The sequence below is a fragment of the Frigoribacterium sp. VKM Ac-2859 genome (genome assembly GCF_013204925.1).
Classification (GTDB): domain Bacteria; phylum Actinomycetota; class Actinomycetes; order Actinomycetales; family Microbacteriaceae; genus Frigoribacterium.
In genome coordinates this window covers 1,568,087-1,589,121 of sequence record NZ_JABMLC010000002.1, presented here as the reverse complement: position 1 = coordinate 1,589,121, position 21,035 = coordinate 1,568,087, and the positions used below count along the sequence as shown (strand labels likewise).

General features: G+C 71.9%; 17 protein-coding genes. 6 read left to right on the top strand and 11 right to left on the bottom strand.

Translation table 11 applies throughout. The features are described from left to right. Positions 1 to 39 precede the first annotated feature (39 nt). Positions 40 to 1,449, top strand: a complete 1,410-nt coding sequence (locus tag HQQ78_RS15425) for a polysaccharide biosynthesis tyrosine autokinase (protein ID WP_173154658.1) — start codon at positions 40 to 42, stop codon at positions 1,447 to 1,449. Next, positions 1,446 to 2,024 carry a low molecular weight phosphatase family protein gene (locus tag HQQ78_RS15420; protein ID WP_173154655.1) on the top strand — a complete coding sequence of 193 codons (579 nt, stop codon included), beginning with the start codon at positions 1,446 to 1,448 and terminating at the stop codon, positions 2,022 to 2,024. The genes HQQ78_RS15425 and HQQ78_RS15420 overlap by 4 nt, the downstream gene beginning before the upstream one ends. Positions 2,025 to 2,158: 134 nt before the next feature. On the opposite strand, the gene HQQ78_RS15415 is transcribed toward HQQ78_RS15420, so the two are convergent. The 5 genes from HQQ78_RS15415 to HQQ78_RS15395 all read right to left on the bottom strand — a co-directional run bounded on the left by HQQ78_RS15415 (position 2,159) and on the right by HQQ78_RS15395 (position 7,804). Then, on the bottom strand, positions 2,159 to 3,532 hold the full coding sequence (locus tag HQQ78_RS15415; protein ID WP_056049627.1) for an O-antigen ligase: 1,374 nt from the start codon (positions 3,530 to 3,532) through the stop codon (positions 2,159 to 2,161). Then, positions 3,529 to 4,812 (bottom strand): hypothetical protein, encoded by a 1,284-nt coding sequence (locus tag HQQ78_RS15410; protein ID WP_173154652.1) that lies wholly within the window; start codon positions 4,810 to 4,812, stop codon positions 3,529 to 3,531. Before HQQ78_RS15410 ends, HQQ78_RS15415 begins: the two co-directional genes overlap by 4 nt. Further along, positions 4,809 to 5,864 (bottom strand): glycosyltransferase, encoded by a 1,056-nt coding sequence (locus HQQ78_RS15405; protein ID WP_173154650.1) that lies wholly within the window; start codon positions 5,862 to 5,864, stop codon positions 4,809 to 4,811. Before HQQ78_RS15405 ends, HQQ78_RS15410 begins: the two co-directional genes overlap by 4 nt. A 71-nt stretch (positions 5,865 to 5,935) precedes the next feature. Then, positions 5,936 to 7,048 carry a glycosyltransferase gene (locus tag HQQ78_RS15400; RefSeq protein ID WP_173154647.1) on the bottom strand — a complete coding sequence of 371 codons (1,113 nt, stop codon included), beginning with the start codon at positions 7,046 to 7,048 and terminating at the stop codon, positions 5,936 to 5,938. A 111-nt stretch (positions 7,049 to 7,159) separates the two neighbouring features. Next, positions 7,160 to 7,804 (bottom strand): TrmH family RNA methyltransferase, encoded by a 645-nt coding sequence (locus HQQ78_RS15395; RefSeq protein WP_056049637.1) that lies wholly within the window; start codon positions 7,802 to 7,804, stop codon positions 7,160 to 7,162. Positions 7,805 to 7,878: 74 nt separating this feature from the next. On the opposite strand from HQQ78_RS15395, the gene HQQ78_RS15390 reads away from it, so the two are divergent. After that, complete coding sequence (locus HQQ78_RS15390; protein ID WP_055978234.1) at positions 7,879 to 8,691, top strand: HAD-IIA family hydrolase; 813 nt, start codon at positions 7,879 to 7,881, stop codon at positions 8,689 to 8,691. A gap of 31 nt (positions 8,692 to 8,722) precedes the next feature. Here the strand turns inward: HQQ78_RS15390 and HQQ78_RS16550 are convergent, their stop codons facing one another. Continuing rightward, entirely contained in the window at positions 8,723 to 11,008 is a 2,286-nt protein-coding gene (locus HQQ78_RS16550; RefSeq protein WP_173154644.1) for a septum formation family protein, read from the bottom strand. After that, a complete protein-coding gene (gene pyrE, locus HQQ78_RS15380) occupies positions 11,005 to 11,556 on the bottom strand; it encodes an orotate phosphoribosyltransferase (protein WP_055978230.1) in 552 nt (183 codons plus the stop codon). The genes HQQ78_RS16550 and pyrE overlap by 4 nt, the downstream gene beginning before the upstream one ends. 122 nt (positions 11,557 to 11,678) lie before the next feature. Here pyrE and HQQ78_RS15375 point away from each other — a divergent pair, with 122 nt between their 5' ends. Continuing rightward, positions 11,679 to 12,515, top strand: a complete 837-nt coding sequence (locus tag HQQ78_RS15375; protein ID WP_173154641.1) for an exodeoxyribonuclease III — start codon at positions 11,679 to 11,681, stop codon at positions 12,513 to 12,515. Between the two features lie 45 nt (positions 12,516 to 12,560). Here the strand turns inward: HQQ78_RS15375 and HQQ78_RS15370 are convergent, their stop codons facing one another. Together HQQ78_RS15370 and HQQ78_RS15365 are read right to left on the bottom strand one after the other, a co-directional pair. Next, a complete protein-coding gene (locus HQQ78_RS15370; protein WP_055978228.1) occupies positions 12,561 to 13,481 on the bottom strand; it encodes an AEC family transporter in 921 nt (306 codons plus the stop codon). A 45-nt stretch (positions 13,482 to 13,526) separates the two neighbouring features. Further along, positions 13,527 to 13,991, bottom strand: coding sequence for a hypothetical protein (locus tag HQQ78_RS15365; RefSeq protein WP_173154638.1), 465 nt, complete (start codon positions 13,989 to 13,991; stop codon positions 13,527 to 13,529). A 205-nt stretch (positions 13,992 to 14,196) separates the two neighbouring features. On the opposite strand from HQQ78_RS15365, the gene HQQ78_RS15360 reads away from it, so the two are divergent. After that, positions 14,197 to 15,243, top strand: coding sequence for a low specificity L-threonine aldolase (locus HQQ78_RS15360; protein WP_371740407.1), 1,047 nt, complete (start codon positions 14,197 to 14,199; stop codon positions 15,241 to 15,243). A gap of 27 nt (positions 15,244 to 15,270) precedes the next feature. Here the strand turns inward: HQQ78_RS15360 and HQQ78_RS15355 are convergent, their stop codons facing one another. Both HQQ78_RS15355 and HQQ78_RS15350 read right to left on the bottom strand, forming a co-directional pair. Further along, a complete protein-coding gene (locus HQQ78_RS15355) occupies positions 15,271 to 15,909 on the bottom strand; it encodes a phosphoribosylanthranilate isomerase (RefSeq protein ID WP_173154635.1) in 639 nt (212 codons plus the stop codon). An 18-nt stretch (positions 15,910 to 15,927) separates the two neighbouring features. Then, positions 15,928 to 18,120, bottom strand: coding sequence for an ATP-dependent Clp protease ATP-binding subunit (locus HQQ78_RS15350; protein WP_082454831.1), 2,193 nt, complete (start codon positions 18,118 to 18,120; stop codon positions 15,928 to 15,930). Positions 18,121 to 18,296: 176 nt separating this feature from the next. Here HQQ78_RS15350 and HQQ78_RS15345 point away from each other — a divergent pair, with 176 nt between their 5' ends. Continuing rightward, positions 18,297 to 20,996 (top strand): Ig-like domain-containing protein, encoded by a 2,700-nt coding sequence (locus tag HQQ78_RS15345; RefSeq protein ID WP_173154632.1) that lies wholly within the window; start codon positions 18,297 to 18,299, stop codon positions 20,994 to 20,996. The last annotated feature ends 39 nt before the right edge of the window (positions 20,997 to 21,035 follow it).

The following is a 21,035-nucleotide window of genomic DNA, read 5'->3' as shown; positions in this document are numbered from 1 at the left end:
CCCGATCCGACACCACGCCGTTCAGCAGGGAAGAACTCCATGGAACTCAAGACCTTCATCACCGTCGTCCGGACGCGGTGGGTCCTCATCGTCGTCGTGACCCTGAGCGCCGTGCTGCTCGGGGCGACCGCGTCGCTCGCGACGGCGAAGTCGTACTCGTCGTCGACGCAGCTCTTCGTCTCGGTCTCGTCGATCGGCTCGTCGGACGCCGGCGACCTCGTCCAGGGCAGCAGCGCCGCGCAGGCCAAGGTGCGCTCGTACGTCTCCGTCGTCACGTCGGGTCGGGTGCTCGAACCCGTCATCGCCGATCTCGGGCTCGACACCACCCCCGCCGGGCTCGCCTCGAAGATCTCGGCCTCCAGTCCGGTGAACACGTCGCTGATCGACATCTCGGTCACCGACGGCGACCCCGCGCAGGCCGCACGACTCGCCGACGCCGTGGCCACGAGCTTCGAGAAGGTGGTCGAGGAGCAGCTCGAACAACCCGTGGGCGGCGGCAGCGGGCTGGTCACCGTCGAGTCCATCGACGCTCCCGTCGTGCCGACGAGCCCGGCCAACCCCAAGCCCGTCCTCTGGATCAGCCTGGCCCTCGGCCTGGGCATCCTGTCGGGCACGGCCCTGGCCCTCCTCCGCAACACCCTCGACACGCGCATCCGCAGCAAGGCCGACGTCGAGGGGGTGACGAACGCGCCGCTGCTCGGTGGCATCGGCTTCCACACAGAAGCCTCCTCGGCCCCCCTTGTCGTCAACAACGATCCGCGCAGCCCACTCGCCGAGTCCTACCGCGCCCTCCGCACCAATCTCCAGTTCGTCTCGTTCGAGGGACGCAGCCGGACCTTCATCGTCACGTCGGCCATGCCCGGCGAGGGCAAGTCGACGACGGCGGCGAACCTGGCCGTCTGCCTGGCCGAGACCGGTGCCTCGGTGCTGCTCGTCGACGCCGACCTGCGCCGGCCCCGCGTCGCCGAGGTCATGGGCCTCGAGGGCGCCGTCGGACTGACCGACCTGCTCGTCGGGCGGGCAGAACTCGTCGACGTCGTGCAGCCGTGGGGACGCCTGGGCCTCCACGTGCTGCCCTCGGGCACCGTTCCGCCGAACCCGAGCGAACTGCTCGGCTCGCTCGCCATGGCGAGCCTCGTCTCGACGGTCGAGGTCGACTACGACTTCGTCATCATCGACACCCCGCCCCTGCTGCCGGTGACCGACGCCGCCGTCCTCAGCCGCTGCGTGAGCGGCGTGATCGTCGCGACCGCCGCCCAGCGATCGTCGCGCCACCAGCTGAAGCAGGCCCTCGCCGCCGTCTCCGAGATCGGCAGCCGCACCCTGGGGGTCGTCCTCACGATGGCCCCGACGAAGGGCCTGGGTGCCTACGGGTACGGCGCCTACGGGGGTTACTACGGTTCGGTGACCGAGAACTCGGTCCCTGCCTCGACGGCGGCGGCCCGATGACCATCCCACCCCTCGCGATGGTGTGCACCGGGAACATCTGCCGCTCGCCGCTGGCCGCCGAACTCGTGCGCAGTGCCACGTCGGCAGCCGTCGAGAGCTTCGGGACGTCGGCGGTGGTGGGCGAACCGCCGCCCCGTCCCACCCTGAAGGCCGCCGAGTCCCTCGGGCTCGACCTGTCGACCCATCGTGCCCGTCAGCTGACGGCCGACGTGGTGTGTCGCGCTCCCCTCGTCCTGGCGCTCGCCCGGGAACACCGCCGGGCCGTCGTCTCGCTGGTGCCGAGGGCGAACCGCACGACCTTCACCCTGCGGGAGTTCGCACGCCTGAGTCGTCTCGTCGATCCCCACGAGACGGCACGCGCGATCGCATCGACCCCGGACCCCGCCGAGCGTCTGGACCGGGTCGTCGCCCTCGCGGCGGCGCACCGCGGCTCCGGCGCCCTCGTCACGCCCGACGAGGACGACGTCGTCGACCCCTTCGGGCTCGGAGCCGACGTGTACGCGAAGTCGACCGCCCAGATCGTCGACGCGACGAACGACGTCCTCGCCTACCTCGGGCGAGCCCTGAGAGCCTGACCCCGCCCCAACCGCCTCCGACGGAGCGCCCCGACGACCAGGTCGTCGGGGCGCTTCGTCGTCACCGGGGACGACCGTGCGGCGGGACGGTCCCGCGACGAGGACGGTCCCGCGACGGGGACGGTCCCGCTCGCTCAGCGGGCTGCCGTGAGGGTGCCGCCGACGACGCCGGGCCGGTCCGACGCGTCGCCGAGGACGCGGTCGTCGCGACCCCGGTCGTCGCGACCCCGGTGCGACCCTGACGGGTGCGCCCCGGACGGGTCCAGCGCGGCTCGGTCGTCGCCGGGACGGTCCTGCAAGGCGCAGAAGGCCCACAAGATCGCGGACGTCGAGAACCAGACGAAGTAGTCGAACGAGAAGAGGGTGACGATCATGACGACGAGGACTGCCCGCCCCGTCCGGGAGGCGTGGACGAACCCGACGACGAGCGCCGCCACCAGCGAGACGATCCCGGCGATACCGAACGTGGCGAGCGTGGTCACGAGCTGGTTGTCCACGACCGTGAAGCCCTCCTGGGGCAGGAGGCCACGGGCGTACAACTCGGCCTCGCTTCCGAAGCCGCTGCCGGCCAGTGCCTCGAGCGCGGGCCGCGCGAGGAGTCCGGGGACCGATCGGACCGCCCCCATCCGGTTCTCGTACGAGCCGGATGCCACGAGCGTCCCGACCGCGTCGACGATCTCGGACGCCAGGGCGGCGGCACCCGCGACCGCCCCGAGCACCGTCAGCACGATCTTCGCGGCCCGGGACCGCGCCTCGGAGGTCATCAGGACGTAGGTCACGGCGAGGAGGACGGCGGCGACGACGCTTCGGCTTCCCGACAGCAGGATGCCCGCCGACAGCACGAGGACGGCGAACGGCGGGAACCAGACGGGGAAGGTCCGCCGCGCGACGAGGACGAGGACCAGGCAGACCGCGAGGAACACGGCGTACGGGATGGGGTGGCCGAGGGTGCCCTCGACCCGGACGAGACCACCGGGCAGGATCTTGTTGTCGCTGACGAACGAGCGGCCCGTCGCGAGGACCTTGTACCCGAAGGGGATCGGACGATGGGTGACCGTGAGCTCCACGACTCCGACCACGACCTGCGCGAGGCCGAGGACGACGAGACCGCGGACGAACACGCGGAGGTCGCGGGGCGACGACGTCGACACGAGCCACGAGACCGCGACCCCGATCGCCGCGAGCTCGGCCATGAGGACGATCGTCGACGGGGCGAGCGCCAGCACGCAGACGATCGAGAAGGCGAAGAACGCGGTCGTCGCCAGTGTGGCCCGCGGGCGGCCGACGGACCACGAGCGGGGCGAGACGAGTGCCGCCACCGAGACTCCGGCCACGGCGGCCACGGCGGCGTGGCGGACGATGTCGGGCGCGGAACCCGACGTCGTCGAGATCAGGACGGCGAAGGCGACGACGAGCGCCGCGCCTCGTCGCCGGTCGGCCGGCAGGAGGAGCCCGCCGACGAATGCGACCAGGGCCGCCGCGGCGGCACCGGCGAGGACGACGATCATCGGGCGGCCTCCCCTCGAGCGTGCGGATTCGACGGACCGACCGGCGCGGGCTCGGCGGCGGGCTCGACGGCTGGCACGCACGAGGCGCGGCGCGACCGCGCGAGGACGACGAGCTGGACGACGAGCCCCACGGCCTCGGCCGACACGAGTGCCGACACGGCGCCCAGCGCGCCGTGGTGGGCGCCGAGCACGAGGACTCCCGGAACGCCGACGACCGCCGACGCGACGGACGCCGTCGTCGTCTGGGCGTGGCGCCCTGCACTGACCAGGGCGAGGCCGGCGCCACGAGACGCGCAGATGACGGTGATCAGCACGCCGCCCGCCAGGGCGAGGTCGGGCGACACCGGGACGGTGCCCGTGAAGAGGACGACGGCGACGGCCGGCATGGACAGCGCGAAACCGACGCCGACGACGAGGCCGAGCCCGGCGTTCAGCCCGAGGGAGACCAGGCTGCGACGGTGCGCGAGTTCGGCGGAGGGCACGCCCACCCAGGTCTGCAGGCGGTCGGGAATGGCGGACACGACCTGCAGCCCCATGCGCAACGGTCGGTCCACCGCGGCGAATCCGGCCACGGAACCGGGCGAGACGGTGCCCAGCAGGGCCGCGGGCAGGGATTTGTAAGTCGTCGCCACGCCTCGTCCGACCACGAGGACGAGTTGGGAGCGCACGACGGCCGGGACGGCGCGGAAGTCGCCCGCCCCGGGCAGACGGGCACCGCCGAGACGAGGCGCCACGCCGAAGGTGACGGCGGCCGCGAGGACCATGCCCGCGCCGTAGACCTCGAGCGGCGCACCGGCGGCGATCGCGACGGCCGAGACCAGCGAGGCCAGCACGCGCGGCGACGTCTCGGCGACGAGGACCAACAGCGGGCGCCCGAGGCCGATGAAGTACCAGGTCGGGCTGAGTGCGCCGAGCGCGACCCCTACGGAGACGAGCGCGGCCGCCGGGCGGTGTTCGTCCACGACGGCGAGCGTCACGGCCGCCGCGACCGGCAGCAGGACGGCGGTGGCGACGAGCTTGCTGGCCGATGCGGTGGCGAAGAGGTCACCGGGTGGCCGGGTCGCCCGGGCGACGCGTTGCGGGCCCACGATGCTCCAGCCGAGTTCGGCGACGACCGCCGTGGCGATGCCGACGGACAGGCCGACGGCCACCGCCGCCCAGCCCGACGCCCCGTGGGTCGAGGTGATCGCAGGGATCACGGCCAGCGGGGCGGCCGCACCGAGGGCCGGCACGAGCAGGTGGAGGGCGAGACGGCCGACCTGCCGCCCGAATCCCCTCACGAGTGGACCCGCCGAGGGCCGAGGGTCGACAGATGGTCCGTGAACCGGTCGTACGATCTCTGCACCACCGACTCGAGGCGCTCGGCGACGTCGCGCGGCGACTCCGCCTGGTGGGCGAGCGGGGCCCCCACCAACGCGTCGGCGATCGAGGAGGCGCTGGCCGGCTCGGTCTGGACGAGCAGGCCCCCTGCCGCGCACCGGACGTCGTCGAGGGCGCTCGATCGCTGGGTGACGACGGTCCGACCGCACGCCAGCCCCTGCCAGACCTTGTTCGCCACGACGCCGCGGGCCTTGGCCGAGGAGCCGAAGACCCCCAGGACGACGTCGGCCCGCGCGATGTGGGCGAGGAGTTCGTCTTCGGGCACCGCGTCGACGAAGGTGCACCGGTCACCGAGGCCTGCTCGACGGACCCGGGCCTCGACGGCCCGGCGGGCGGGACCGTCGCCGACGAGGACGACCTCGACCCGGCGACGGGCCCCGATCAGCGTGAGGGCGTCGACGACGAGATCCACGCCGTGGAGGGGGATGTACCCCCCGTAGTACAACACCCGGAGCGCGTCGTGAGGCCGAGCGGGCAGCTGCCGGGTGGCCCAGGTCGGGGCACCGACCGCGAGGGGGACGACCGCCGCCGAGGGGCCGTGGCGCCGGACGATCTCGGCGGCCCGGGGCTCGGTGTCGATCAGGTAGAGATCCGCGCACCTGACGGCCGCGGCGTCGAGCACACGGAACCGGAGGGCAGCGGCCGATGCCGGGGAGACCCGCCGCCAGTCGTCGACCGCCGTCTCGTATTGACCGACGAACCCGTCGACGACGAGAGCGGCACCCTGCAGACGGGCGACGAGCCACGCGAGCGGCGCGTGGCTGAGCCGGAACTCGGAGAGCAGGACGACGTCGGCGCGCCGGGCTCCCCGGACGAGCGAGCGGACGTCCTCGATCGCGCGACGCAGCCGACCCGCGGCACGCGACCGCGGGGCGACGACGACCGACGCGCCGAGCCGTCCTTCGAGGTGGGCCCGCACGCGGACGTTGCGGGGGTAGCCCGTGTCGTGCACCCCGTACTGGAGGACCCGGAGGGGACCCGCCCCAGGGCAAGGCGCTCGGGTCGGGCGACCGGACGGGCCGCTCATCGGGCGGCCGCCGTGATGCCGAGCCGGCACAGCCGGTCGACCACGGCGTCGACCGACGCACCGACGGACAGGAGCGAGGCGTTCGCGGCGACGTGGTCCGAGACCGTCCGGCGCAGCGCGCGGTCGGCGGTCAGGTCGCGGACGGCGGACAGCCACCGGTCGGGTTCGCCCACGGGCAGAACGAGTCGTCGTCGCAGGTCGGGGTCGGTCACGAGGAGGGGTGCGGCACCGTAGCTGTCACCCAGCAGGACGGGCACGCCCGCGGCGGCGGCCTCGACGGCGCTGCGACCGAAGGCCTCTCGTGAGGCCGTCCCGACGAAGAGTCCGGCGTCGTCCCACAGCCTCGCCGGGTCGACCCACCCGGGCATGGTCACGCCGTCGGGCAAGGAGGCGCGGAGCCGGTCCTCGAGCGGACCCTGCCCGTGCAGGCGGCCGGGGACGCCCGCCCGTGCCGCGAGCTCGACGAACGCCGCAGGCCGCTTGTCGACGTCGAACCGGGCCGCCCAGACGAGAGGCGCGGCCGCCTCGCCCCACGAGCTGCGGGCCGAGAGACGGATGCCGGCCGGGACGAGGTGGGGACGGCGCGCCCGTGCCACCTCGTCGGCGAGGACCGGCGTCGTCGCCCAGACGTCGTCGGCCCCGCGCAGGGCGCGACCCTCGACGAGGCGGAGGGCGACCCGACGGAGGCGCGCCTGCTCGCCGGGAGCGGGCCACGGCAGTCCGCGGACCCACGCCACCCAGGGCGTGGACCCGTGACGGCGCAGCCGGGCGAGGGCGACGTCGCTCTGCGTGACGAGCGTGACGACCACGTCGGCGGCATCGGCCTCGGGGGCGCTCGTCACGAGACCGGCGACCTCTTCGACGACCGCGCGACCGTGCGCACGGACCGTCACCTCGCGGACGCCGGGGGTGGTCGCGACCGTGCCGCGAGCCGACGGGCGCAGCCCCACGACGGCTCGCCAGTCGAGCCCCCGGCCCCGCGCTTCGGCGACCAGGTCGTGGGTCGAGCGGTAGACCCCGCTGCGGGCCATCAACGGCGCCGCGACGAGCAGGACCCGGGGCGCCGAGCGGGAGCCGCCAGCGGCGGGGGACGGGGCGGACGACGGCACGGAGCACTCTCGCTTCTGTTCGGGAGACAGGAGGTGATCGACCCTCAGGCCGATCATCAAGAGTATAGGTGTAAAATATGAGTTAGGTCAACGATCACCCGACTCGATGGGTCAGAAGCGGTGACGCACGACCCACGAGTGCATCACCACGGCGGCGGCCGCCGCCGCGTTGATGCTGCGCGTCGAGCCGAACTGCGAGATCTCGAGCACGGCCTCGGCCGCCGCGAGCGCCTCGGGCGACAGGCCCGGCCCCTCCTGCCCGAAGACGAGGACGCAGCGCTCGGGCAGGTCGAACGTCTCGATCGGCACCGACCCCTCGACGTTGTCGACGGCGAGGACGGGGAGGCGCTGCTCACGGGCCCACGCCAGGAACGTCTCGACGTCGGGGTGGTGCAGCACGTGCTGGTACCGGTCGGTGACCATCGCCCCCCGCTTGTTCCACCGGCGGCGACCGATGATGTGCACGGTGTCCGCGGCGAAGGCGTTGGCGCTGCGCACGATCGACCCGATGTTCATGTCGTGCTGCCAGTTCTCGACGGCGACGTGGAAGCCGTGCCGGTGCGCGTCGATGTCGGCCACCACGGCCTCCATCGTCCAGTACCGGTAGCGGTCGACCACGTTGCGTCGGTCACCCTCGCGCAGCAGCTCGGGGTCGAAGTGGTCCCCCTCGGGCCAGGCCTCCTCGCCGCCGGGCCAGGGGCCCACCCCGTGCGTGAGTTCGTCGCTCGGCGGGGTCGGGGACTCGTCCTGGGGCATCCGACCAGGGTAGGCGGTGGGCGGAGGCGACCCGCGCCTCCTCGTCGTCAGGGCACCTCGCTAAGGTGAGCGCCATGGGTGCACGCGAAGACGTCGAATGCTGGCTGACCGACATGGACGGCGTGCTCGTCCACGAGAACCACGCCCTGCCCGGCGCGGCCGAACTGATCCAGCAGTGGCAGGACGAGGGCACGCCCTACCTGGTGCTGACGAACAACTCGATCTTCACCCCGCGCGACCTGGCAGCCCGTCTGCGCGCCTCGGGGCTGCACGTGCCCGAGGAGCGCATCTGGACGAGCGCGCTCGCCACCGCCGACTTCTGCCGGTCGCAGATGCCCGGCGGCTCGGCCTTCGTCATCGGCGAGGCCGGCATGACCACGGCCCTGCACGAGGCGGGGTTCATCATGACCGAGACGAACCCGGACTACGTCGTCGTGGGCGAGACGCGCAACTACTCGTTCGACTCGATCACCAAGGCCGTGCGGCTCATCCTGGGCGGTGCACGCTTCATCGTCACGAACCCCGACGCCACGGGCCCGAGCGCCGACGGCGTGCTGCCCGCGACGGGCGCGATCGCCGCGATGATCTCGAAGGCCACCAACAAGGAGCCCTACGTGGTCGGCAAGCCCAACCCGATGATGTTCCGTTCGGCGATGAACCGCATCGGAGCGCACAGCGAGAACACGGCGATGATCGGCGACCGGATGGACACCGACATCATGGCCGGCATCGAGGCCGGGCTGCACACCATCCTCGTGATGACGGGCATCAGCGACCAGGCCGAGATCGACCGCTACCCGTTCCGGCCGAACGAGATCCTGGCCGGTGTTCACGAACTGGTGCGCAGCGAGCCGATCGAGTCCGACGTGGTGCCGTCCGAGGCCTGAGGCCCCGGGAGGCGCGGGCCGCCTCGACGCGTCAGCCCGCGACGGCGACGAGGCTGGTCGTCAGGGGTTCGCCGCCGCTGCGGTTGACGAAGCACGAGTACGTGCGGTCGCCGGCGGCCCATGCGTCGGCGTCGGCCGGGAAGCTCGCGAGCAACTGCACGTCGGGGTAGGCCGCGGCGGCCTGCCGGTCGAGCGCGTCCGCGCCCGTGCAGAGCAGGTTCATCTGGCTCTGCAGCACGTCGGCACCCGGGTAGGCCGCGGCCGCGTCACCGTCGAGGGTGCCCAGTCGGGTGAGCTGGGCGACGTGCGGCTGCGCACAGTCGGCGACCTCGTAGTCCTGCTGCCAGGCCGATTCGAACGCCGAGAAGCACTCGCCGCCCTGCAGGTCGGCGTACGAGTGCGTGCCTGCCGCGAGCGGCCCGGCCGGGGCGACCTCGGCGGCGGGCTCGACCGGCGCAGCCGTCACGGTCCGGGCCGCGGTCGGTGCCGCGGCGGCGGCCGACGCGTCGCTCGTCAGGTCGTCGGTGGAGGCGAAGAGCGATCGCGAGAGGAAGAAGAGCGCGACCAGCAGCAACAGGATCATGAGCCCGGCGCCCACGGCGGCCAGGCCCTTGTGCGACAGGACCCACTCGGCCAGACCCGCCGTGCGGGGTGTCGTGGCGGGCCTCTCGTCCACCGGACGGGTCTGCGGCACGAACACGCCGGCTCCGCCGACCTCACGGCGGGGCCGCTCACCCGTCAGGGCCGAGGTGGCGCTCATCGAGACGCCGGGCAGCACCTGCGTGGCATCGACCCCGGGGTCGTCGACGTCGGCGCGCTCGTCGAGGGCGGAACGAGGAGGCGCGAACAGCGCGGTCGCGGTCGTCACCTCGGCCCCGTCGTCCAGGCCCTCGTCGTCGGCGTCGGCGTCGGCGTCTGGGTCTCGGTCGGCGCGGGACGGCTGCTCGACGTCGGGCACGGGCCCGACCTCGGACGGCGGCACGTCGCCGGAGCCGGACAGCGACCAGGCGCCGATGGCGTCGTCCGCGTTCGTCGCGTGCTCGGGCTCGTGCTCGCTCTCGGGACGTGCACCCCGCGGCTCGACGGACGCGGTGCCGGCACCTGACGGGACGACGCCGAGGATCTCGGTGAAGGTGGGCTCGCGGTCCCCCCTCGAGCCGGAGTCGGCCCTGGGCTCCGGGGCGGACGACGCCTGGGTCGTGGGGGGCGGCGTCGGCGTCGGCGCCGAGGGGACCGCCGCGGCGCCGGGGACGCCGGGCTCGACCCCGCCACGGGAGGCCGCCGCGGCGGCAGCGGCGGCAGCGGCGGCAGCAGCTGCGGCCGCCTCGGCCAGACGACGTTCGCGCCGCGTCATCTCGTGGTGCTCTTCGACCCACCACGGCGCCTCGACACCGCCCTCGTGGGAATCGACGGCCGGCTCGGGCTTGGGCTCGACATCGGACGCCGGCTCGGGCTCGGGGTCTGCCTGGAACTCCGGCTCGGGCTCGGGCATCGGCTCTGGCTCGGGCGTCTGCTCCGGCTCTGCTTGGAACTCCGGCTCAACGAGGCGCTCGGGCTCGATTTCGGCGTCGGGCGTCGGCTCGGGCTCTGCCGCCGCTCGGAACGTCGGCTCCGCTCGGTGCTCGGGCTCGGGCTCGGGCTCGGGCTCGGGCTCGGGCTCGGGCTCGGGCTCGGGCAGAGCATCCCAGTCGAAGGTCGCTGGTTCGGCGGATTCGGCCCGGGGTGCCGAGATGAGGGCGGTGAAGGGCCCTGGCTCATCGCTCACGCCGGCACGCTCCTCGACGTCGGCGAGATCTGACGCCTGAGCGGCATCACCGGCGTCATCGGCGTCCTCGGCGACCTCGGGGTCGGACGGCGGCGACTCGGGTCGCCTCGACTCGGGCTGAGCGGGAAGGTCGGGAACGGGCACGGACGACGGAGGCGGCGGCGGCACGGACCCCGTCAGCGCTCCGAGGTCGAGTGCCTGGGGGTGGCCGGAGGTCTTCGGCGGAGGCGTCCCGGCCGGGGACTCGGGCACGACGAACGGCAAGGGGGTCGGAGGCGACACCTCGGCCGAGCCCGTGGGCACGGACGCACCACCCGGGTCAGCCGGTCGCTCGGGGTCGTCGTCGTCGTGGGGGACGCCGACCGCGCGCGTGGCCGGCGGCAGGTCGAGCGCCTGCGTGGGGACGTCCTCGGGAAGACGACCCGCGCCTCCTGACGGGGTGTCGGTCGCGTCGTCGTCGTCGGCACCGTCGAACTGGGCGGCGAGCCAGTCGCTGGCGTCGTCGCGCCCGGCGTCGTCGCCGTCGTCGCCCCTGGGCCGGTCGTCGGTCACGGTGTCAACCCGAGGTCTTCCAGCCCGATCGCGGCGAAGTAGGGGTAGCCGGCCGCCTCGATCACCTCGCGGGCCCCGGTGCTGCGGTCGACGACGACGGCGACGGCGGCGATCTCGGCTCCGACGGCCTCGAGGGCCTTGGCGGCGGCGAGGGGCGAACCGCCGGTCGTCGAGGTGTCCTCGAGCACGATGACCCGCTTGCCCTCGAGGTCCGGGCCCTCGACCTGCTTGCCGCGGCCGTGGTCCTTGGGCTCCTTGCGGACGACGAAGGCGTCGTAGTCCTTGCCGAGCGCCACGCCTTGGTGCAGCACGGCGGCGGCGATCGGGTCGGCGCCCATCGTCAGGCCACCGACCGCGAACACGTCGGGCACCTCGTCGATCAGGTCGACCATGACCCGGCCGATCAGGGGCGCGACGCGGTGGTCGAGGCTGACCTTGCGGAGGTCGATGTAGTACGTCGCCTTCTTGCCGCTGGTCAGCGTGAAGTCGCCGTGGAAGACGGCCTCGGAGCCGATGTAGTCGATGAGCTGCGTGCGTGCGTCGGTCACGGTGACCCATGGTAGAGCAGGCGGGCTCCGAACGTCGGGGCGGGCGGCGACGGCTCGACGCCCCGTCGGGCGACGGCGGCCGCCTCGGACCCCGCCGGTGCCGGGCCGGTACCGTGGTCGGCATGCGCGTCGCGACCTACAACGTCAACTCCGTCCGGGCTCGAGTGGGCAGGGTCGTCGACTGGCTCGTCCGAGAGGACGTCGACGTCGCGGGCCTGCAAGAGATCAAGTGCAAGCCCGAGCAGTTCCCCTACGAGGCCTTCCGCGAGGCCGGCTACGAGGTCGAACTGCACGGGCTCAGCCAGTGGAACGGCGTCGCGTTCGTCAGCCGCCTTCCGATGGAGGACGTCGAGATCACCTTCCCGTCGCAGCCGGGCTTCGCCAAGGGCCAGGAAGGCCCCGACCAGCCCAAGGAGGCGCGGGCGATCGGCGTCACGGTCGAGGGCGTCCGCCTGTGGAGCCTCTACGTGCCCAACGGCCGCGAACTGGGCGACCCGCACTACGACTACAAGCTCGACTGGCTCTCGAAGCTCGCCACCGAGACCGAGGCCTGGCTCGCCGAGCGCCCCGACCAGCCGTTGGCCCTGATGGGCGACTGGAACGTCGCACCGCTCGACACCGACGTGTGGGACATGTCGGTCTTCGAGGGCCACACCCACGTCAGCCAGCCCGAGCGCGACGCCTTCTTCCGCTTCGAGGAGGTCGGCCTGACCGACGTCGTCCGCTCGCGCCTGCCCGAGGGCTACACCTACTGGGACTACAAGCAGCTGCGCTTCCCCAAGAACGAGGGCATGCGCATCGACTTCATCCTGGGCTCGAAGGCCTTCGACGGCCTCGTGACGTCCGCGGCCATCCACCGCGACGAACGCAAGGGCGACGCCCCGAGCGACCACGTCCCCGTGGTCGTCGACCTCGACCTCGAGACCGAGCTCGACGACGACCGCCCGATGATCTTCTGACGCCTGCGCGGCCGCACGCGACCCCTCGACGCCAGGAGGCGCGGGTCAGGCGAGCAACGCCGCCACCAGCACCAGCACGGGAACCGAGAGGATGGTCGTCGCCAAGACCGTGTCGCGGGCGACGACGACCCCGGTCTGGTAGCGCTGGGCGTAGTTGAAGACGTTCTGGGCCGACGGCAGACCGGCCAGGACGACCGCCACGAAGAGTTCGTCGCGGTCGAAGTCGAAGACGAACGCCCCGAGCAGCCAGGCCGCGACCGGCATGACGACGAGCTTGAGGACGACGGCCACGACGATGTCGGCGCGCCCTTGCCCGGCCTGGAACGGCTTCGAGCCGTACAACGACATGCCGAACGACAGCAGGACGACCGGCACCGCGGCACCGCCCACCAATTCGAACGGCTCGCGGACGGCCTGGGGGATCTCGAGGCCGGTGACCGCCACGAGCACACCGAGGGCGGACCCGATCAGCAGGGGGTTCGTGAACGGTCGGGCGATGGTGCGCCCGAGGCTGCTGCCGCGGTTCGTCACGGTGTCCATGACGGCGAGCACGATCGGCGTGAGCACGAGCAGCTGGTAGAGCAGGACGGGAGCGACGAAGGTGGCGCTGCCCAGCACGTAGGTGGCCACGGGCAGGCCGATGTTGTTCGCGTTGACGTAGGCGCCACCCATCGTGCCGATGGCCGTCTGCGCGGCACTGCGTCGGAGGACGAACTTCAGGACGACGACCGAGAGGACTGCGGCCAGGAGCGAGGCGAGCGCCGAGACCACCAACAGCCGCGAGAACAGCACGTGGACGTCGGCCTGCGAGATGGTGGAGAACAGCAGGCAGGGCGTGAGGACGAAGAAGACGAGGCGCGAGAGCACCCGGTGGCCGGATTCTCCGAGCAGGTCGATGCGACCGACGACGTAGCCGGTCACGATGATCACGCCGATGATCGCGAACCCGATCAGCACTCCACCCATGGGTCCATCCTGTCGCACGCCCCGGGGGCCGACGGGACGTCCGGGTCAGGCCGCGGGCACGCCGTCCCCCACCGGGGCGCCGATGCGTTCGAGCAGATGCGACGCCTCGTCCTCGGCCTGGGCGTCGACGGCCCAGGTGACGACACCCGCCTCGCACGCGGCGACGGCGAACGCCTCGCCGGTCGGGAGCCCGCTGGTGCGGGCGAGGTCGTCGGCGAAACGCCTCGCCGCCTGAGCGACCGGGCGATCCGACGCGACGACGACCAGGGCACCGCGACGCAGGCCGTCCGCGAGGCTTTCGACCGCACGGTCGAGCTGTACCGCGGTGGGGGTGGCGGCGTCGACGGCCACCACGGCCCAGTCGAAGCCGACGACGTCGTCGATCGGGGTCGCCATCTCGCACGAGAGCACGACGACCTCGGCGTCGAGTGCCGCCGCCCGATCGGCGACGGGACGGATCACCGGGTACGGACCGGCCAGGACGAGCTTCGGGGCATGGGCGAACAGCATGACGGGGCCTCTCGGGGCGGAAGGAGCACCCGGCGGGTTCGACCGGGCGGACATCGAGTCGACGATGCGTCACGTACAACTCTACGTGTGACATTTACATTGCACAAGGCGCCGCGGCCGTTGCCGTTCGGGACGGGCCTCCGACGCCCTCGCTCCCCCGCGCCTCCTGACGCCCCGGAGCCCGGCCGTCGGGCAGAATCGACGGGTGACGCGCCTCCACGATCCCTCGGTCCACACGTTCGCCAGCGACAACTATGCCGGAGCCCACCCCGAGGTGCTGCAGGCGATCGTCGACGCCGCCGGCGGCCACGTGGGCTCGTACGGTGCCGATCCGTACACGCAGCGGCTGGCCGAGGTCGTCGTCGAGACGTTCGGCGAGGGGGCGACCATCGACCCCGTGCTGACCGGCACCGGTGCGAACGTCGCCGCCCTGCAGGCCCTGACCCCGCGCTGGGCCGCCGTGATCTGCGCGACGACCGCCCACGTCTACACCGACGAGGGCGGGGCGCCCGAACGCCTGGGCGGCATCAAGCTGTTGACGGTGCCGACCCCCGACGGCAAGCTCACGCCCGAGCTGATCGACCGGCAGGCCTACGGCTGGGGCGACCAGCAGCGCCCGCAGCCCCTCGCGGTCACGATCACGCAGAGCACCGAGCTCGGCACGGTCTACACGCCCGACGAGATCCGGGCCGTGACCGACCACGCGCACACGCTCGGCATGCGGGTGCACCTCGACGGCGCGCGCCTGGCGAACGCCGCCGCCTCCCTCGGCGTCCCGCTCCGCGCGATCACGCGCGACGCCGGCGTCGACTCGGTCTCGTTCGGCGGCACGAAGAACGGCCTGGTGCTGGGTGAGTCGGTCGTGACCTTCTCCGAGGAGGCGCGGGCCGGTCTGGTCTACCTGCGCAAGATGGACGCACAGTTGGCCTCGAAGATGCGCTTCGTCTCGGCACAGTTCCTGGCCATGCTCGAGGGCGACCTCTGGCTGCGGTCGGCGACGAGGGCCAACGCGATGGCCGCGCGTCTCGCCGCCGGCTTGGCCACCCTGCCGGGCGTCACGGTCACCCAGGCGGTCGACGCCAACGCCGTCTTCGTCGTCCTGCCGCCCGAGGCCGTGGAACCCCTTCGCGCCGCGCACCACTTCTACGACTGGAACCGCGCCACGGGCGAGGTGCGACTCATGTGCTCCTTCGACACCACCGAGGCGCACGTCGACCGGTTCGTCGAGGACGCCCGAACGCTCGTCGGCTGAGGTCGGGTTCGCTCAGGCCGGGTCCGCTCAGGCCGGGTTCGTCCAGGCTCGGGCGGCCTCGACGAACGCACGGATCAGGTCGACGCTCTTCACGCCGCGCGACGACTCGACGCCCGAGCTGACGTCGACCCCGACGGCACCATGGGGGCGGAGTCCGGCCAGCAGCCCGGCGACGTTGTCCGGGGTGAGCCCCCCGGCCAGCAGCCACTCCCGGGCAGGCGGCGCGGACAGCAGCGGCCCGACGTCGAAGGTGGCACCGGCACCGGGGTCGATCGCGTCGAGGAGCAGGGCGTCCTCTCGGAAGGCGACCCGCGCCTCCTCGGGTTCGGCCGCGTAGGCGGCGGCGCTGACGGCACGGATCACCCGGAAGCCCGCGGCATGGGCGGCGGCGACGTCCTCCGGGGTCTCGTCGCCGTGCAGCTGGACGGTCGACACTGAGGAGGCGCGGGCCGACTCGAGCACCGTCTCGATGCCCTGCCCGCGGAACACGCCGACGGTCTCGATGCCCGCCGGCACGCGCGCCGCCAACGCGCGTGCACCCTCGGGGTCGATCGTGCGCGGACTGCCGGCCGCGAAGACGAACCCCACGGCGTCGGCCCCGGCCTCGACGGCCGCGTCGACCGTCTCGGGCGTGGACAGGCCGCAGATCTTCACCCAGGTGCGCATGGTCCCAGTCTGCCGGGCTCAGGCGGGCAGGTCGTCCAGGTCGCCGGGCGTGGGCTCGCCGACGTCGTGCCGCACGACCGTCAGCCCCTCGCCCCCGTCGGCCACGTCGACCCGCACGGTGTCGCCGTCGGCGATCTCGCCCCCGAGCAGCGCCATCGCGAGCTTGTCGTCGATCTGACGCTGCATGAGGCGGCGCAACGGCCGGGCGCCGTAGATCGGGTCGTAGCCGCGGTCGGCGAGCCAGGCCCGCGCGTCGGGGGTGACGGCGAGCGCGAGGCGGCGATCGGTGAGCCGTCGTCCGAGGCGGTCGACGTAGAGCGACACGATCTGGCCGAGGTCGTCGGTGCTGAGGGTCGAGAACACGACGATGTCGTCGAGCCGGTTGACGAACTCGGGCTTGAACGCCTGGCGCACCAGGCCCTGCACCAACTCTTCTTTCTCGGGGTCGCTGAGGCCGGGATCGGTGATGACCTGCGAGCCGAGGTTCGACGTCAGCACCAGGATCGTGTTGCGGAAGTCCACGGTTCGGCCCTGCCCGTCGGTCAGCCGGCCGTCGTCGAGCACCTGCAGCAGGACGTCGAAGACCTCGGGGTGGGCCTTCTCGACCTCGTCCATCAGCACGACGCTGTACGGGCGACGACGCACGGCCTCGGTCAGCTGACCACCGGCTTCGTAGCCCACGTACCCGGGAGGCGCGCCCACGAGGCGGGACACGCTGTGCTTCTCGCCGTACTCGCTCATGTCGATGCGGACGAGCGCCTTCTCGTCGTCGAAGAGGAAGTCGGCGAGGGCCTTGGCGAGCTCGGTCTTGCCCACCCCGGTGGGGCCGAGGAAGAGGAACGAACCGGTCGGGCGGTCGGGGTCGCTGATGCCCGCACGGGTGCGTCGGACCGCCTCGCTGACGGCCTGGACGGCGGCCTTCTGACCGATGAGGCGCCTCCCGAGTTCGCTCTCGAGGTGCAGCAGCTTCTCGGTCTCGCCGCTGAGCAGACGACCGACCGGGATGCCGGTCCAGGCGGCGACGACCTCGGCGATGTCGGCGTCGGTGACCGAGTCGCTGACCAGCCGGTCGCCGGACTTCTCGAACGACTCGGCGTCGGCGAGGCGCTTCTCGATGTCGGGGATGCGCTCGTAGCTGATGCGGGCGGCGTCTTCGTAGCGCCCTTCGCGCAGGGCACGGTCGGCGTCGATGCGGGCCTCGTTGAGGTCGCTGCGCAACGTGCCGACGCCCTGCAGGGCGGCCTTCTCGGCCTGCCAGCGGGCGTCGAGGTCGTCGTAGGCGGCCTGCTGCTGGGCGATGGTCTCGCGCAGGGTGGCGAGACGGGCCTGCGAGGCGTCGTCCGTCTCCTTCTTGAGGGCCAGCTCTTCGATCTGGAGGCGCACCAGGCCCCGGTAGAGCTGGTCCAGCTCGACGGGCGACGAGTCGATCTCCATCTTGAGGCGCGAGCCCGCCTCGTCGACGAGGTCGATCGCCTTGTCGGGCAGCTGGCGGCTGGGGATGTAGCGGTTGGACAAGGAGGCGGCGGCCACCAGGGCGCCGTCGGTGATCGTGACCCCGTGGTGCGCCTCGTACCGCTCTTTGAGCCCGCGGAGGATCGCGACGGTGTCCTCGACGCTGGGCTCGCCGACGTAGACCTGCTGGAAGCGGCGCTCGAGGGCTGCGTCCTTCTCGATGTACTGGCGGTACTCGTCGAGGGTGGTGGCGCCGATGAGGCGCAACTCGCCGCGGGCGAGCATCGGCTTGAGCATGTTCGAGGCGGCGACCGAGCCCTCGCCCCCACCGGCACCCATGAGGGTGTGCAGCTCGTCGATGAAGGTGATGACCTGGCCGTCGCTCTTGGTGATCTCTTTCAGCACGTCCTTCAGGCGCTCTTCGAACTCTCCGCGGTACTTGGCCCCGGCGACGAGGGCGGCGAGGTCGAGGCTGATCAGGCGTTTGTCTTTCAGGCTGTCGGCGACGTCCCCCTCGACGATGCGCTGGGCGAGGCCCTCGACGACGGCGGTCTTGCCGACGCCGGGCTCGCCGATCAGGACGGGGTTGTTCTTGGTGCGGCGGGTGAGCACCTGGCTGATCCGCCGGATCTCGGCGTCGCGGCCGATGACGGGGTCGAGCTTGCCGCTGCGGGCGATGGCGGTGAGGTCGACGCCGTACTTCTCGAGCGCCGACTTCTGCTTCTCGTCGGAAGCCGGAGCGCCCTGCATGTTCGCCATGGATGTGCCTTTCTCGAAACTTGAGTGGAGCTGGCTCAAGTTTACGCCGACACGCCCGGATCGCAAGCCCTTGCACCCGTCATGTTGTGCATGCCTTGTTTTGTGTCTAACATTTCACCATCTGTTCGCCTGGCGATGCATCGCGTTGCCCAGACATGAAAGAACACCTCTCTCACATGAAGAAAACTCTCAAGCGCACCGGCGCGATCGGGCTCGCCGCAGCCACGATCGTCACCGGTCTCAGCTTCGGACCTGCGGCGGCAACGGCGACGAGCCCGGCGGATGCTTCCACCACGGCTCTGCCCGTGCCAGGGTCCTCCGCCAAGGTCGTCTCGCCAGTCGGCAACGGCAAGTACTACGGCGGCCTGCCCTCGTCGCCGACACACATCCAGCAATACGACACGAAAGCCGCCGCTGACGCGGCCTCGGCCGGGCTCCGCATCGACTCCACGGGCGAGGGTTGGTTCCGCGCGGTCGTCAGGGACGGATCAGCCACGGGCGAGTGCCTCAGCATCTTCCCCATGACCGGGGGCGACACGCTTCACACCAAATCCTGCAGCGGCACGAACACGGAATGGAGTCTGGACGCGCAGGGCCGGATGGTGAACCGCCAGAGTGGCCAGTACGTCACGAACACCGTCCGCTATGTCGACGCGTACAAGCGTTCCTACTTCGCCATGGGTGGCAGTGGCCCCGCTGCGGAGTTCGAAGGCGTCGAAGCCGGTCTGTCCGCGAAGGTCGACTCGGTCGACATCCCGAACCGCACCGCCCGCATCTCGGGCTGGGCCGTGCCCGCCGCGTACGTCGTGATCAACGGTGAGGACCAGGTCCAGGCCGGTACCGACGGCACGTGGTCCTACGAACTCATCGACCTCAAGCTCGGGTCGAACCCGGTGACCCTCGAGCAGTACGAGGACACCGTCAAGACCGGCGAGACCACCCTCGACGCCGAGCTGAAGGTCGCCCCCGTGACCGGTGTGGGGTCGTTCCCGGCCGACCTCGGCCAGAACGCCGTGCTCTCCGGCACTGCGCAGCCCGGCGCGACGATCGTGATCCGTGACGTGAACGGCGACGAGATCACCCGCACCGAGGCCCGCCTGGGCTCGGGCACGTGGTCGACCCCGATCAGCGCACCGAACGCCGGCGGCGACTACGACGTCCGCGTCCACCAAGAGATCGACGGCGAGGCCACCGGCGAGATCATCGTCTCCGTCGCCTACGGCGCCGCGGTCCAGATCACCGCTCCTGTCGAGGGCATGGCCCACGACGGCGGCCCCGTCACCATCCGCGGCACCGGCGAGGTCGGCGCCCAGGTCGTCGTCCGCGAAGAGGGCCGCAGCACCGTCCTCGGCACCGCTCAGGTCCTCGCCAACGGCCAGTTCACCATCCGCACCACCAACGTCGACGACCGCAAGCACGTCCTCGAGGCCATGCAGTCCGGCAAGGGCAACAACACCACCACCTCGACGGTGACCCTCAACCCTGAGAACGGCGAACAGCCCCCCGTGATCGTCGCCCCGACTGTCGAGACCCCTGAAGCAGGCTCCACGGTCACGACCAGCCGCCCGGTCTTCTCCGGTCACGGCCAGGACGGCGCCACCGTCACCATCGGCTACGGGCCCAACAGCATCATCGGGACCGGCGCCGTCGTCGACGGCGAGTGGACCATCACCCCGAACCGTGGGCTCAGCCTCGGCACGAGCAACCTCGTCGTCACCCAGACGGCCGGCGACGACGTGCAGCAGATCACCCACACCATCAACCGCGTGGCCGAAGAACGGCCCCTGAGCGTCACGAGCCACGTGAACGACCAGTTCTACGAAGCGGGCGTGACCACCTTCCGCGGCACCGCGCCGATCGGCTCGACCGTGACCGCGAAGAACCAGTGGGGCACCCCCATGGGCGCCGCGATCGCGGCCGACGGCACCTGGGCCTTCAACCGCAACCTCGGCCCCACCACCGCCGGATACCTCATCACCTTCACCGCCACGCCCCAGGTGGGCACCCCCCAGGTCGTGACGCTGAAGCTGAACTACGAGAACGTCGTCGCGTTCCAGGTCACCAGCCCGACGAACAACAGCACCTACACCGAGGGCACCACCACGTTCCGCGGCACCGCGGCACCCAACGCCGCGATCGCCGCCACGAACCAGTGGGGCACCCCCATGGGCACCGCGACCGCGAGCCTCCAGGGCGACTGGGCCTTCGACCGCTACCTCGGCCCCACCTCGGCCGGCTACGACATCACCTTCGTCGCCACCAAGAACGGCAACGTCCAGGAACAGACGATCCACCTCGACTATCGCGAGACGAACGTCCCCGTGGCCGTCACGAGCATCGCCGACGGTGACACCTACCGTCCCGGCTTGAACGTCCTCGAGGGCACCGGCACCCCCGGCGCCACCGTCCGGGCCGTCAACGCCACGAACAACTGGAACGTGCCCATGGGCCAGGCCGAGGTCGACTCCGAGGGCAACTGGGCCCTGCCCGAACGCAACTGGGGCCCGGCGAACGACTACGCCATCAAGGTCACGCAGACGAACCCCGACAAGACGACCACCGAGACCACGGTCAACGTCAAGGCACCCCGGTTCGCCCCGCTCGTCCTGACCAGCCCCGCGGTCGGCGACACCTACGAGAACGGAGTGGCCGCCACGTTCACCGGCACCGCCAGCCCGTTCGCCACCGTCACAATCAGCTCCGCCACGAGCTCGACGGTCTACCGCGAGGTGCAGGCCGACGGCCAGGGCAACTGGTCCTTCAGCCGCGCCTGGGGTCCCAGCCACAACTACACGCTGAACATCACCCAGAAGGCCCTCGACGGCCAGACCGGTGACCCGATCAGCGGCTTCGCCTGGCACCCCAGCGGCAACTAGCACCACACCGCGACACCCGCACCACAGCGACACCGCACC